Genomic DNA, 13,576 nt, shown 5'->3' with positions numbered 1-13,576 from the left:
TTTTTATCAGTGTTGACAGATAAAAAGAGGTTCAGACACAAAAACAGGCTGCGGAGAATACTTTCTCCACAGCCTGAGAAAAAAGCTACTTGATTATATTCAAGTAGCTTTTTTCGTGATAGATAAATATTTTTAATTTTAAAGGTGCATGGATTTTGCATGCTATACATGCGTATTTGCTATTTCTACTTTTGGGTCAGGAGGAGAATGAGTTATATATGCTTGCTTAAGAAATAAAATATGTAATTCTTCCCATGGAAGCATTCGTAAATTCTAATTGTTGTGAAGTCTTGTGATACCTTCTTTTGGAGAAATATGCAACCATTTAGGTTCATAAGCACCAATTGGTATGAGGACGATATCGATTAAAAAGTGTTCTCCAATTTCTTTAAAACTACAAAAGAAGTAAATAAAATTGACTAAGTATTAAAAAAGTGTAAAAATACAACAGGGTATTGTTTGCATAAAAAGAAGGGGTGTTCAAATGAATAAAGACGAAGTAGTACAAATAATTGCAAAAAAAATGAAGCTAGTTCGAACAGAACATAATTATACACAAGAAGAAATGGCAGAGATTTTAGGTCTTTCCAAAAAGACGCTTGTTCAAATTGAAAAAGAGCGCATTTTGCCTTCATGGACGACTGTTGTTGCGATATGTGCCTTGTTTCAAAGCAGTGAAGTATTGCAGGCTGCGTTTGGTGGGTCTGCTCTTGAAGTTGTTCAAACAATTGCTCACCATCAAATAGAATATAAAAAAGAAAAAACGATGGGCGGACAGATATGGTGGAAGGAAATTGAGAACAGAGGAGATTTCTGTTTACAACAAAACATTGTTAGCCAACATTATCGGATTTTAGACGATGAAAATTATAGATGGTTCAGCACATTTCATAAAGAAGAAGCGCTTGAAAAATTAGTACGATTTAGTGAACAAGTAAAGTAAACGGTTTTCTCATAGTGTTTACCTTTGCTACAATAAAGTGAACCTTCCGTTAGTATGCGATAAAAGAGATGGTTATATTTTGAAGGAGAGAAGGGTGTTTTATAATGAAGCGATTTCAAAAATGGATTGGACTTCTTACTGCCATTTGTTTGCTAGTCTTAGCCGGATGTAGTTCAGGATCAAAACTTCGCAAGCCGTTAAATTGGGATGTTCAAAGTTTTCAATACATAAATCAAAATGGTGAAAAATTTGGTTCAAAAGATTTAAAAGGAAAAGTGTGGGTAGCAGATTTTGTATTTACAAATTGTCAAACCATATGTCCGCCAATGACAGCGAATTTGGCGAAGTTGCAAAAGTTGGCGAAAGAAGAAAAACTAGATGTTCAATTTGTATCATTTAGTGTAGATCCAGAGGTAGATACGCCTGAAAAGTTAAAAACATTTGTACAGAAATTTACTGATGACACGAAAAATTGGAATTTGTTAACCGGATATTCGCAAGATGACATTGAAAAATTTGCGAAAGACAATTTTAAAGCGTTTGTTGATAAACCAGAAAATCAAGATCAAGTTATACATGGTACAAAATTTTATTTAGTGGATCAAAATGGTAAAGTGATGAAGGAATATAGTGGTATGAATAAAACACCATACGATGATATATTGCGTGATATTAGACGCTTAACACAATGAAAAAAGGATGCGGATGAGCATCCTTTTCTTATTCAATCGATAAAATATCGTGTTGCTGCGGTAGTTTAGGTGCACGAATTTCTAATATGCCATTTTGATAGGAAGCTTTTGCTTGTTTTTTGTTAATTGGATAAGGTAATTTAATAACGCGAGAAGCTTCCGTCATTGTGCGTTCGCGTCGATAATAATTAGGCGATTCATTTATTTCTTCGCCTAAAACATCTTCTTTTACGGCAATCTTTAAGTATTCACCTTCTATTTCAATTTGAATTTGTTGTTTTTGGATACCAGGAAGTTCAGCTTTTATAACTAAGTTTTCTTCTACTTCAAATAAATCAACAGGAAATGTTACTAAACGGTTTCCTTTTTGGAAAAAGTGGTTCATATCTGCAATAACATCGCGTAGCGGAGTTTGTTCGAAAAAATCATCAATTTGTTTTAAGTAACTTCGAAATTGTGGACGTGAAGGCTTTCTTTCATCACTCATCATTTCTCCTCCTCAAGATAAATCTGAAATATCATATGACAAAAACGCCTAAACGTGAGTATGATTTTTCAGGTAAGTAAAAAATTAGGAATTGATAAAGGATAAGAATAGAATTGTTTTATATAATTGCAAATTGAAAAAGCGACAGAAAACACCTTTTTTTAGGTGAGCTTGAGCAGGTGACCATATACAGGAGCAGTCAAAGCCTTTTTTCAAAAGGAAAAGGAGAAAACGAGAAAAGTATTTTTTATTTTGCATAGCAGTGATGAATATGTTGAAAAAACATAATGGATTTATGTACTTTTTGTCGCCATATTGCTATGATTATGCTAGTATAAATAGGGTTGATATTGTAGTATAGAAAAAGAATGAAAACCGAAAGAGGGTAAGAAAGTATGTGTGGTTTTGTAGGATGTTTATGTGAAAACCCTAGAGGGTTTTCGGAAGAAGAAAAACATCAATTTGAAAATATGAATACGATTATCTTTCACCGTGGTCCAGACGATGAAGGGTACTTCCGTGATGAACATGTACAATTTGGCTTCCGCCGTTTAAGTATTATTGACTTAGAGGCAGGGCATCAGCCGTTAACGTATGAAAATGATCGCTATGTAATTATTTTTAATGGTGAAATTTATAACTATGTAGAACTTCGCGAAATGCTTCTTGAAAAAGGGGCAACATTTGCGACACAGTCTGATACAGAAGTAATCATTTCGTTATATGCTCATATGAAAGAAAAATGTGTAGATTACCTTCGTGGTATGTTTGCATTTATGATTTGGGATCGTGAAGAGAAAAAGCTTTTCGGTGCACGTGATCATTTCGGTATTAAACCACTTTACGTTGCACAGCACGAGGATACAACATTTTTTGCATCTGAAAAGAAAAGTATCCTACATGTGATGGAAGATAAAGGGGTAAACCCAGCTTCTCTGCAACACTACTTTACGTATCAATATGCTCCAGAGCCTGAAACGTTAACAGTTGATATTAACAAAATTGAGCCAGGTCATTACTTTGTGAAAGAAATTGGAAAAGAGATGGAAATTCGTCGTTATTGGCAGCCATATTTCAATGCATCTGACGCGACGAAAGAAGAGCATATTCAAGCAATTCGTGACGTATTATACGATTCCGTGAAAATGCATATGCGCAGTGATGTACCAGTAGGTTCATTCTTATCTGGTGGTATCGATTCATCGATTATCGCATCTATCGCTAAAGAAATGAATCCAAATCTATTAACTTTCTCTGTTGGTTTTGAACGTCGTGGCTTTAGTGAGGTTGACGTAGCAAAAGAAACAGCAGAAAAATTAGGTGTGAAAAACTATAGTGTATTCGTAACACCACAAGAATTTATGGATGAATTCCCAAAAATTATGTGGCACATGGATGACCCATTAGCGGATCCGGCAGCTGTACCATTGTACTTCGTTGCAAAAGAAGCGCGTAAACATGTAACAGTGGTTCTTTCTGGTGAAGGTTCAGATGAGTTGTTTGGCGGATATAACATTTATCGTGAGCCAAACTCTTTAAAAATGTTCTCTTACATCCCTAGCCCAGGAAAACGTGTGTTAAAAGCGTTAAGTGGTGCATTAAAAGAAGGATTCAAAGGGAAAAGCTTCTTAGAGCGTGGATGTACACCGATTGAAGAGCGTTACTATGGAAATGCGAAAATCTTCCGTGAAGAAGAAAAGGCAGCACTTATGAAGCACTACAATGAGAGTGTGAATTACATGGATATCACGAAGCCGTTGTATGATGATATCAAGAACTATGACGATGTAAGTAAAATGCAATACATTGATATGTTCACATGGCTGCGCGGTGACATTTTATTAAAAGCGGATAAAATGACAATGGCACATTCGTTAGAACTTCGTGTACCATTTTTAGATAAAGAAGTTTTTGATGTTGCATCTAAAATTCCAACAGAATTAAAGATTGCAAATGGTACAACAAAAGCGATTTTACGTGAAGCAGTACGCGGCATTGTACCGGATCACGTATTAGATCGTAAGAAGTTAGGCTTCCCAGTACCTATCCGTCACTGGTTAAAAGATGAAATGCATGATTGGGCTGTAAATATCATTAAAGAAAGCAAAACAGAGCATTTAATTGATAAGCAGTACGTATTAGACTTATTAGAAGCACATTGTGCAGATAAAGGTGATTACAGCCGTAAAATTTGGACAGTCCTTGCATTTATGGTGTGGCACCAAATTTTTGTTGAACATAAATATGATACAAATGCGTTTCATGAAGAAACAAAGCGCGCTTATAGCTTAGTATAAAGTGAAACTTTAATCAGTGAGTCGGGGCTTTATCACCTCACTGATTATCAGCCCTCACCAATCGGGCTTTTAAGGGCAGTTTATCTCCACCTTACTTCTTTGCTTCCACTGAATTTTCAGGTGGGAGTATTACTGCCCGCGAATAGCGGGATAAAGAAAAAACCTTAAGATAGCATCTATCTTAAGGTTTTTTTCATAAATACTTGTCCTACCCGATACAATAATAATAAGGAGTGAAATACATATGTTAACGTTTGAAAAGATAACAGACGAAACAAAGTTAGTAGTAGAAGAAATGTTTTCTTCTTATGATTTACCAATTCGAGATGTAGGGTATTGTATAAAAGCAGATGATACATATATAGGTATCATTGACTACACTGTGCAACATGAGAAAGCGCTATTATCGTATCTTCTTATTCATCATGATTATGAAGGATACGGATATGGAACGAATGCGTATTATACGTTTGAAGAAATAGTAAAAAGTGAACATATGAAGGAGATTCAAATATTATGTATAGATAAAAACGAAAGAATAGAGTCGTTTTTTGGACAACTCGGTTTTCAAAAAAATAATGATGTTTGCATAAAGAAATTGTAATGGGGGAGACAAAGCAATGGAAATTCGTAATGCATATAGAGAAGATGTAAGAAATATTTTACACATATATAATGATGCAGTTATACATACAACCGCTACATTTGATTTACAAGAGAAGACATTAGCAGAAATGAGTGTGTGGTTTGAGGCGCATACTGAAATGTATCCGATCATTGTTGCAGAGGAGGATGGTAGCATAATTGGGTATTGTTCTTTATCACCATTTCGTGAGAAAGAAGCATATAAGCAAACGGTGGAAATTTCAGTATATGTGGAAAAACATGCACGTGGGAAAGGGATAGCAAGGAAATTGATAAGGCGCATACTTCAATTGGCAGAAGAGGCAGAGCATCATGCTATTATTGCTGGAATTACAAAGGGAAATGATATAAGTGTGAAACTGCATGAACAGATGGGATTTACATATGTAGGATGCTTTCGAGAAGTTGGCTATAAGTTTAATGAATGGCAAGATGTGTTGTTTTATCAATATATCATAAAATAAGGTGGTAGGTGTATGGGGATGACACTAGCGCTTATTGTAGTTCTTAGTTGTTTTTTGTTTGCAGAGATCTTTCAATTTCTCATAAGAAAAATATTAAGAAAGAGACGTACACCATATGAATTGCAGTATTTCCCGCTATTTTTAATGTTGTTTCTAATGCTATATAGTTTGCAAAAAGTCACTCTTTTTCCACCAACCATTGCAATTTTCTTGAAATTTGGTTTGCTATATAGCTATATCGGAATGGGAATCTTATGTAGTTTATTTTGGCTGAGGTATGTCCACTATCAAAGTTATATTTTGATTTTAAATTGGTTGAATCGAGATGATGGAAACCGTCTTTCATAAGATGGTTTTTGTCTAGCGTTGTAATTTTATAAATAAAATAGGATGAGCGCTTCAGCCGATTTATTTCCCTCTTATATTAAATACACTTTATATTAAGTTGGAAGGAAAGAACACAGGACCTATGGATTTTTTTATTTTAACTTTAGGAAATGAAGTGAAACCTCTTTAAAAACACCTAGGGTTTCTTGTGATTTACAAGAGATCCTAGGTGTTTTTGAGTAGAGAGTTTTTGACTTGAAACTTTTTATTATGACAATTTCTTCATATAATACCGTCTTCTTTTATGTGTTCGCAATAAAAGATGTTGTTTTTTGTGAACTTTTTTCTTCCACCGCTGGCTATAAAAATGAATTGAACGAACAATTAGGGGAGAAAATGCTCCGCTGAAATTATTATACCCCTCCAATAACCCCAAGTTATTTCCTCCTTTTAGGAGATGAAAAACAATGAGCATCAATAGTTTGCGTCTAATATTGTATGCTTTTATATCCAATATGAGCAAGTCTTTTTGAAGAATTTAATTACTAATAACATTGGTTATTAGTATGTGGGAATAATTTAATTCATTGTAATTTTATCTTGTACAAATTTATATATGATTTGAAATTGTTCGTCTGGAATATGGGTAACACGCTCTTCTTTTACGGAAGGAGAAAGAGGTTCTTCGAGATAAATTGCATTTGTTTTTATCCCTAAAATATGACCAGTACGAGCGGTGCAACTTGTAAAATCACGGTAGTGTATGGTATGACATTTCACGCTTAAACCTTGTTGTTCACCCATAATAATTTGTCTATCCGTAAAGAATAAAAAGCCAATTGCTGTATGACGAAATGCGCCTGTCGATAAATAATAGAAGCATTCGTTAGGTGCTAATTCTCTCCTTAATGTTGCAACCGCATGTAAATAGAATTGCTGCATATTTGCTGGAAGCTTAGACGCTTCTGATTCTAACTGCTCATAAGTGAAACAGTCATAGTTTGTTTGAATAGATAAATTTTGGATATGCACATGTGTTCTCCTTTTGAATATTTTAACATAACGATATTATTATAAAACAAAATTCACTGTAGATAAATTAGAAAATCTGGTAATTTCAAATTTGTAACGTTGTTTTTATATTTTATATAAACACAAATTGAAAAAAACGCCTTTCTTTTTATGTAGATGAGAACATTTGGCCATGCATAACAGAATTTTATATGTAAAAAGCAAATTCGCTAGTAAAAGGAGAAAATATTTTTTGTTAACCAAAAGTTAGAATATTGCTTCTCTTTAAATAATTCAGGTTGTACAATGGGAATATATATGAAAAGAAGGCGAGTAACAATGCACAGTGCTTATAAAGATTGGATTTTATTTAATGGAAGTATTATAAATACGAGAGAGAAAGAACCAATGATTTCATTAGATGAGCGAGGATTACAGTTTGGAGATGGAGTATATGAAGTATTTCGTTTATATGATGGAAAGCCTCATTTATTAGATCTCCATTTAGATCGTTTTTTCCAATCTATGAAAGCAATTGAATTAGAACCGCCCTTTACAAAAGAAGAACTTACTTCTCAGTTGCAGCAATTGATTGAGAAAAATCAATTTGAAGAGGATGGAAATGTATACATTCAAATTTCAAGAGGTGTTCAACCTCGAAATCATTTGTTTGAATCCAATCTTCAGCCTACATACTACGCAAATATCGTACCATTTCCAAGGCCAGATACTTTAATGGAAAACGGAATTAAAGCAACAGTTGCCGATGATATACGTTGGCATTTTTGTCATATAAAATCACTTAATTTACTTCCGAATATCATGATTAAAAATAAAATTGCAAAAGAAGGTTATTACGAAGCAATTTTAATTCGTAATGGCATTGTAACAGAAGGGTGTCATTCTAATTTCTTTATTGTTAAAAATGGAACTCTGATTACACACCCTGCGAACCAGTTTATTTTGTATGGCATTACACGTCATCATGTCATTTCGTTAGCAAAACAATTGCATATTCCGGTAGAAGAACGTCAATTTTCTCTTCATGAGGTATATGAAGCAGATGAATGCTTCTTTACCGCTACACCAATTGAAATTGTACCCGTGACGCAAATTGGGGAAGCTTGGTATCAAACGAGAGAACAACGACTTATAAGAAAGTTGCAAGCGGCATATAAGGAGAGTGTGTATAGGGTTAATGTAAATTAGATGCCACAAACGAGTAAATATGAAAAAGGCTGGAATATCTCCGGCTTTTTTCATTATATGATATAATCAGTCAGGTAGAGATTTTGAAAACGTTATAAAAGGGGATTTTGAATCTTATGGATTATCAAGCATTTAAAGATATTATTCACGGCCGTCGCAGTGTTCGGAAATTTACTGACCAAGACGTTCCTGTGGAAGATATCGAAGAAATTATTGATTGTGCGAGATATGCACCGAGTGATACAAATTCACAAACATGGGAATTTTTCGTGATTATGAACCGAGACAAAATTAAAGATATAGAAGAAATGACATGGAATGCGCTACATACGCGAGCTGAAGAAGCTACGCAAAAAGGAGAGGAAAAAGCAGGGAGATTATTGACTCGCTCTTTCGGACCATATGCAACAGCATTTTCAGATGCACCGGTTTTAATTATTTGCTTAGCAACGCCATATCAATCGAAATTTCGGGAAAAGATTTTTGATCCGATTGAGTTTGTTCCAGAGTCTGTTTGGGAAGAAGAAGGCATTAAAAGTAGTTGCTTAGCCTCGCAAAACTTAATGCTTGCAGCGCATGCCAGGGGCCTCGGTACATGCCCGATGACAGGACCAGTGTTATTAGCGCAAAACGAGCTAAGAGACTACTTCCAAATTGAATCTGATAAACAAATCAATATGGTAATTGCATTAGGATATCCGAAAGAGCAGCCGAAAAAACTAGCTCGAAAAGCAGTAGCGGAAATTACAACATTTATTCGATAATATAATCTCTTTATTAGTAAGAAGAGAAAGATTGAAATAATCTTAGTTATAAGGACTAAGATTATTTTTTGTGGAAATGAATAGTAAAAATAGATTTACTAAAAATTTCTTGAAGAAATAATGGTGATAAACAGGGAATAAGTGTGGTACATTTAATGGTGTAATGAGAGAATTTGTTTATGAAAGTAATATGTGTATATATTTAAGAATTATTTTTGTATAATAAATTATACATTGAGATACAGGGGGAATGGATTTTGAAAAAATTCATAATCACTGGATTATCTGTTATGTTGTTAGTAGGTTGTGGGGTAACAGAAGAAAAGAACGTTAAGGAAGAAAAACAACAGGAACGAGCTGTTAATGCACAGCAAGAAATAAAATATTCATTCCCAGAAGGGGTAACTTCAGTTGGTGAAGGAAAATTCAAAATTGTTACACCAGATGGTACATCGGAAAATGGGAATGTACCTGTAGTATTTATAAAAAAAGATACGCTTATCCAACAAGTTGAAATTGAAGTTGCAAATTTCCAAGAGGATAAAGAAATATTTGTATACATCGATAAACAATTTGAAGACAAGCATGAAGTAAATAAATTAGCGCAAACGACAATCGCGTTAAAGGAAGAGACACTACAACCAGGTATCCATACCGTAACAGTAATTCAGTATGAAAATAATGATCCAAATGGAAAAGTAATCAACTTTGTCCAGGCGCAGTTTGAAAATAAACCAGCACAGTAAGAGGAAATCTGCTTTATAAGCAGGTTTTTTTTCTTTTATAGGGATTTTCATTATACATGTCGAATATGTAATAAAACGTCGTTATAACACGTTTTCTATTGTTTACTGTGAAACGAAAGGAAGAGAAAAGATGAAACGAGCACTTATAAATATTGATTATACATATGATTTCGTTGCAGAAGATGGAGCTTTGACATGTGGTAAAGCTGGGCAAGTTATAGAAAAGAACATTGTAGAAATAACGAAGCGGTGTATTGAAAATGGAGATTATGTTGTATTTGCTGTTGATAAACATGTAGAAAATGATTTATATCATCCAGAGAGACAATTATATCCACCTCATAATATAGCAGGAACAAAGGGAAGAGACTTATACGGTGAATTACAAAAATTATACGAAATACATAAAGATGATGAAAATGTATATTACATGGATAAAACACGGTACAGCGCCTTTGCAGGAACAGATTTAGAAATTAAACTTAGAGAAAGAGGGATACAAGAAGTGCATCTTGCTGGTGTTTGTACGGACATTTGTGTGTTACATACAGCAATTGATGCCTATAATAAAGGATTCCGCATTGTAGTTTACGAAAACGCAGTTGCCTCATTTAATCAACAAGGGCATGAATTTGCCCTGCAGCATGTAAAGTCTTGTCTACAAACTACAGTAAAATAGGAAGAAACGACCGCCAGAAAAATAAAAATTCTGGCGGTTTCGTTATTTTCTTGCAATTATACAAATTGAACCTCTATACTCATGAAATACTACGTTGCTAAATCCCGTTTCTTTCAATAATTTTTCTATATCTTCTTTTGTTTTGAATTTTTTCATATGATAATTTATTTTATATAGCTCAGCTGCGATAATAAAATAGCCATTTGATGTGAGGACCCGAAATACTTCTTTTACATCATTCTCTAAATTTGGCCAAAAATAATGTGTTTGAAAAGCAGTAATAATATCAAAAAAGTCATTTGAAAAAGGCATATCCGATACGCTTGCTTGTTTTATAAGCACTTTCCCTAAATCTATATCTTTTTTATTCAGTTTGATAGAATTTTCTACTGCTTGTTTGGAATAATCAATACCATATATTTTTCCGTCCTGATTCATTTTCGAGAGAGTATGTATTGTTTTTCCACCGCCGCAACCTATATCGAGCATTCTTGCACGCTCACTAATTTTAACCTTGCTTAAAGCCCATTTTGTCATACTAGTATGAGTTACATTCATGATGCATAACATAGATGCCCCTACAAAACCTCTTGGATTTTTAGCTTGTTCTATTAATTTAGTCAATACACTCAATTTTATATCACCTTTCTTAATTATTTCATATAAAAATTTTTTATGGAGCTTCTAACTGTATATGTTTCTTTATACTTTTTTCAAATTCCTTTCTTATGGTACAGGGTATTTGGAAGAATATCACATAAAAATCAAAGAGAATAAAATTGGTATAGGGGCTGTATTTTATTTATAGTATTTAGAAATTTCTTAATGTTATAATAGGAAATGGTGATGAACATGAATGAAAATGATAGACAAATGCATCGATTGCAAGCGTTAAAAGAAATTGCAGAGTTATTAAATGAAGCGACTAATTTGCAGCAAATGTTAGAAAAAGTCCTGCATACGCTCTTGCAAGTGATGGATTTACAAACAGGATGGATTTTTTTTATTGATGAAAAAGGAACGCATCGAATGCTCGTTGATACAAAATTACCACCAGCACTTACATGGGAAGAAAAGAAACCAATGTGCGAAGGTGATTGTTGGTGTATTGATCGATTTGTTGCGGGGCGTTTGCAAAAAGCAACAAATATTATTGAATGTAAGCGTATAGAAGATGCGATTAAATATGAATGGGGAGAAACAGAGAGTATTACGCATCATGCGACGATTCCACTTCAGGCAGGAGGGGAGAAGTTTGGATTATTAAATGTTGCTTCTCCTCATAAAACGTACTTTACAGAAGAAGAATTAGCTTTATTAGAAGCGATTGCTTTTCAAATAGGGACAACGATTCAACGGATTAGGCTAGTTGAGAAGGAGCGGAAATATGTAATCGTTGCAGAAAGAAATCGCCTAGCACGTGATTTACATGATTCTGTAAAGCAACTTCTCTTTTCCATTATGTTAACGGCTAGAGGAACAATGGATATGACGAAGAATACAGAATTAAAGGAGATGTTAACGTATATAGGAGAGTTATCACAAGAGGCGCTGCAAGAGATGACATTATTAATTTGGCAGTTACGGCCTGAAGGTTTAGAAAAAGGTCTTGCTGAAGCAATTCAAAATTATGGGAAGCTTCTTGGTATCCATGTAATTATGCGAATTGATAGGGTTATTTCGATGGATGATGAAATAGAAGAAATGTTATGGCGTGTTAGTCAAGAAGCACTTCATAATTGTAAAAAACACGCTTCTTGCGAAAACGTATTTGTACATATAAAAATAGAAAACAATATGTTGAAGTTTCAAATCGAAGATGACGGAGTCGGATTTATGAAAGAGAAAGTAAGAGATTCTGCGCTTGGTTTGAAAAATATGCGAGAGCGTATTGAGTTAATGAAAGGGAAGTTTCATATTCAAACGAAACTAGGTGAAGGAACGAAGATTGAGATTCAGTTACCAGTTCAAAGGGGAGACATGTATTGAAAATTAAATTACTGCTTGTAGAAGATCATCATATTGTCCGAAGAGGACTTGTTTTCTTTTTAAAAACAAAAGAAGAATTTGACATTATTGGTGAAGTGGGAGATGGAGAAGAGGCATTACAATTTATTCAAACAGAACGACCTGATGTTGTATTAATGGATGTGTCAATGCCGAAAATGAACGGAATTGAAGCAACGAAGCGTATAAAACAATATGACTCATCTATTAAAATACTGATGTTAAGCAGTTTCTCAGAACAAGATTATGTTCTTCCAGCAATGGAAGCAGGTGCAGATGGATATCAATTAAAAGAAGTGCAGCCCGATCAACTTGTAGCTTCTATTATTGCAGTTCATCAAGGTAATGCTAATTTTCATCCAAAAGTAACGCCTGCCTTATTAGGTCGCCCTGCGGCAATTGAGAGCAAGCAAGATCACTTGTCTATGTTAACGAAGCGCGAAAAAGAAGTGTTGCGAGAAATAGCCAAAGGGAGAAGTAATAAAGAAATTGCGTCAGAACTACATATTACAGAACAAACTGTGAAAACGCATGTTTCAAATGTCCTAGCTAAATTACATGTAGATGATCGAACGCAAGCAGCCTTGTATGCGGTAAAACATGGCGTTGTATAGGAAAAGTAATGACAGAAACTCATACGAAAGTATGAGTTTCTGTTTTGTTTTTTCATACTATTTTCTCAACTGGTTTCCGCCTTTCTTACGGTTTATAAGAGGGAATTTTCTGATAAGATAAATATAGAAATTCAAACAAGGGAGAGAAATAATCATGAAACTAGTTGTCATTAACGGTACGCCACGTAAATTTGGTAAAACTCGTGTCATTGCAAAGCATATTGCACAGATTTATAACGGAGAATTATATGATTTAGCTGTTGAAGCGCTTCCGTTATATAACGGAGAAAATTCTCAATATGAATTACAAGCAGTAACAAAATTAAAGAAACTTGTTAAAGAAGCAGATGGTGTTGTCCTATGCACGCCGGAATATCATAATGCGATGAGCGGTGCACTGAAAAATGCATTTGATTTTCTTGGAAGCAGCGAGTTTACGCATAAACCGGTTGGGCTTCTTGCAGTTGCAGGCGGAGGTAAAGGTGGTATAAATGCCTTAAATAGTATGCGCATCGTGGCAAGAGGCGTATATGCGAATGTGATTCCGAAACAAGTTGTTATTGATAGTCTTCATGTACAGAACGGAGAATTAGGGGAAGATGCGAAACCGCTAATTGCGGATTTGCTAAAAGAATTGAGAGGGTACATGAGCATTTTTCCAGAACTGAAAAAACAGTTAGGAGCTGATTAA

The 13,576-nt window shown here is 34.3% G+C and carries 16 protein-coding genes and 1 pseudogene; 13 read left to right on the top strand and 4 right to left on the bottom strand.

The features are described 5' to 3' along the window. Positions 1–162: 162 nt before the first annotated feature. A pseudogene (locus tag PLX19_RS17785) lies at positions 163–405 on the bottom strand (MBL fold metallo-hydrolase); the annotation flags it as partial. Positions 406–484: 79 nt separating this feature from the next. Here PLX19_RS17785 and PLX19_RS17780 point away from each other — a divergent pair. After that, positions 485–943: a helix-turn-helix transcriptional regulator gene (locus PLX19_RS17780; RefSeq protein WP_272190084.1), complete on the top strand. Its 459-nt coding sequence runs from the start codon at positions 485–487 to the stop codon at positions 941–943. Positions 944–1,047: 104 nt separating this feature from the next. Continuing rightward, positions 1,048–1,635, top strand: coding sequence for an SCO family protein (locus tag PLX19_RS17775; protein WP_272190083.1), 588 nt, complete (start codon positions 1,048–1,050; stop codon positions 1,633–1,635). Between the two features lie 28 nt (positions 1,636–1,663). Here PLX19_RS17775 and PLX19_RS17770 read toward each other — a convergent pair whose 3' ends face one another. Continuing rightward, positions 1,664–2,122 carry an Hsp20/alpha crystallin family protein gene (locus PLX19_RS17770; protein ID WP_272190082.1) on the bottom strand — a complete coding sequence of 153 codons (459 nt, stop codon included), beginning with the start codon at positions 2,120–2,122 and terminating at the stop codon, positions 1,664–1,666. 395 nt (positions 2,123–2,517) lie between these two features. Between PLX19_RS17770 and asnB the strand changes: the two genes are divergently transcribed. From asnB to PLX19_RS17750, 4 genes are all read left to right on the top strand, one after another. Further along, entirely contained in the window at positions 2,518–4,419 is a 1,902-nt protein-coding gene (gene asnB / locus PLX19_RS17765) for an asparagine synthase (glutamine-hydrolyzing) (RefSeq protein ID WP_272190081.1), read from the top strand. Positions 4,420–4,663: 244 nt separating this feature from the next. Continuing rightward, positions 4,664–5,023, top strand: a complete 360-nt coding sequence (locus tag PLX19_RS17760) for a GNAT family N-acetyltransferase (RefSeq protein ID WP_272190080.1) — start codon at positions 4,664–4,666, stop codon at positions 5,021–5,023. 16 nt (positions 5,024–5,039) lie between these two features. Beyond that, positions 5,040–5,528 (top strand): GNAT family N-acetyltransferase, encoded by a 489-nt coding sequence (locus tag PLX19_RS17755; protein WP_272190079.1) that lies wholly within the window; start codon positions 5,040–5,042, stop codon positions 5,526–5,528. Positions 5,529–5,546: 18 nt separating this feature from the next. After that, complete coding sequence (locus tag PLX19_RS17750; RefSeq protein ID WP_272190095.1) at positions 5,547–5,876, top strand: hypothetical protein; 330 nt, start codon at positions 5,547–5,549, stop codon at positions 5,874–5,876. 558 nt (positions 5,877–6,434) lie between these two features. On the opposite strand, the gene PLX19_RS17745 is transcribed toward PLX19_RS17750, so the two are convergent. After that, positions 6,435–6,887, bottom strand: coding sequence for a hypothetical protein (locus PLX19_RS17745; protein WP_272190078.1), 453 nt, complete (start codon positions 6,885–6,887; stop codon positions 6,435–6,437). Between the two features lie 318 nt (positions 6,888–7,205). Here PLX19_RS17745 and dat point away from each other — a divergent pair, with 318 nt between their 5' ends. The 4 genes from dat (at position 7,206) to PLX19_RS17725 (ending at position 10,264) form a co-directional block, all read left to right on the top strand. Continuing rightward, a complete protein-coding gene (dat, locus tag PLX19_RS17740; RefSeq protein WP_272190094.1) occupies positions 7,206–8,075 on the top strand; it encodes a D-amino-acid transaminase in 870 nt (289 codons plus the stop codon). 116 nt (positions 8,076–8,191) lie between these two features. Then, positions 8,192–8,839, top strand: coding sequence for a nitroreductase family protein (locus tag PLX19_RS17735; RefSeq protein ID WP_272190077.1), 648 nt, complete (start codon positions 8,192–8,194; stop codon positions 8,837–8,839). 257 nt (positions 8,840–9,096) lie between these two features. After that, the gene (locus tag PLX19_RS17730) at positions 9,097–9,585 is read left to right on the top strand and encodes a hypothetical protein (protein ID WP_272190076.1); all 489 of its coding nucleotides are present in this window, start codon (positions 9,097–9,099) and stop codon (positions 9,583–9,585) included. 130 nt (positions 9,586–9,715) lie between these two features. Beyond that, positions 9,716–10,264, top strand: a complete 549-nt coding sequence (locus PLX19_RS17725) for a cysteine hydrolase family protein (RefSeq protein WP_272190075.1) — start codon at positions 9,716–9,718, stop codon at positions 10,262–10,264. Positions 10,265–10,306: 42 nt separating this feature from the next. On the opposite strand, the gene PLX19_RS17720 is transcribed toward PLX19_RS17725, so the two are convergent. Beyond that, positions 10,307–10,897, bottom strand: a complete 591-nt coding sequence (locus PLX19_RS17720; protein WP_272190074.1) for a class I SAM-dependent methyltransferase — start codon at positions 10,895–10,897, stop codon at positions 10,307–10,309. A 207-nt stretch (positions 10,898–11,104) separates the two neighbouring features. Between PLX19_RS17720 and PLX19_RS17715 the strand changes: the two genes are divergently transcribed. The 3 genes from PLX19_RS17715 to PLX19_RS17705 all read left to right on the top strand — a co-directional run bounded on the left by PLX19_RS17715 (position 11,105) and on the right by PLX19_RS17705 (position 13,576). Next, positions 11,105–12,253, top strand: a complete 1,149-nt coding sequence (locus tag PLX19_RS17715; RefSeq protein WP_442869063.1) for a histidine kinase — start codon at positions 11,105–11,107, stop codon at positions 12,251–12,253. Next, the gene (locus PLX19_RS17710) at positions 12,250–12,885 is read left to right on the top strand and encodes a response regulator (RefSeq protein WP_272190072.1); all 636 of its coding nucleotides are present in this window, start codon (positions 12,250–12,252) and stop codon (positions 12,883–12,885) included. Before PLX19_RS17715 ends, PLX19_RS17710 begins: the two co-directional genes overlap by 4 nt. 154 nt (positions 12,886–13,039) lie before the next feature. Further along, positions 13,040–13,576 (top strand): NADPH-dependent FMN reductase, encoded by a 537-nt coding sequence (locus PLX19_RS17705; protein ID WP_272190071.1) that lies wholly within the window; start codon positions 13,040–13,042, stop codon positions 13,574–13,576.

Source organism: Bacillus sp. BP-3 (assembly GCF_028401955.1).
Taxonomy (GTDB): Bacteria; Bacillota; Bacilli; order Bacillales; family Bacillaceae_G; genus Bacillus_A.
Note: the sequence above shows the minus strand (reverse complement) of the source record. Positions and strands in the feature narration are given on the sequence as shown.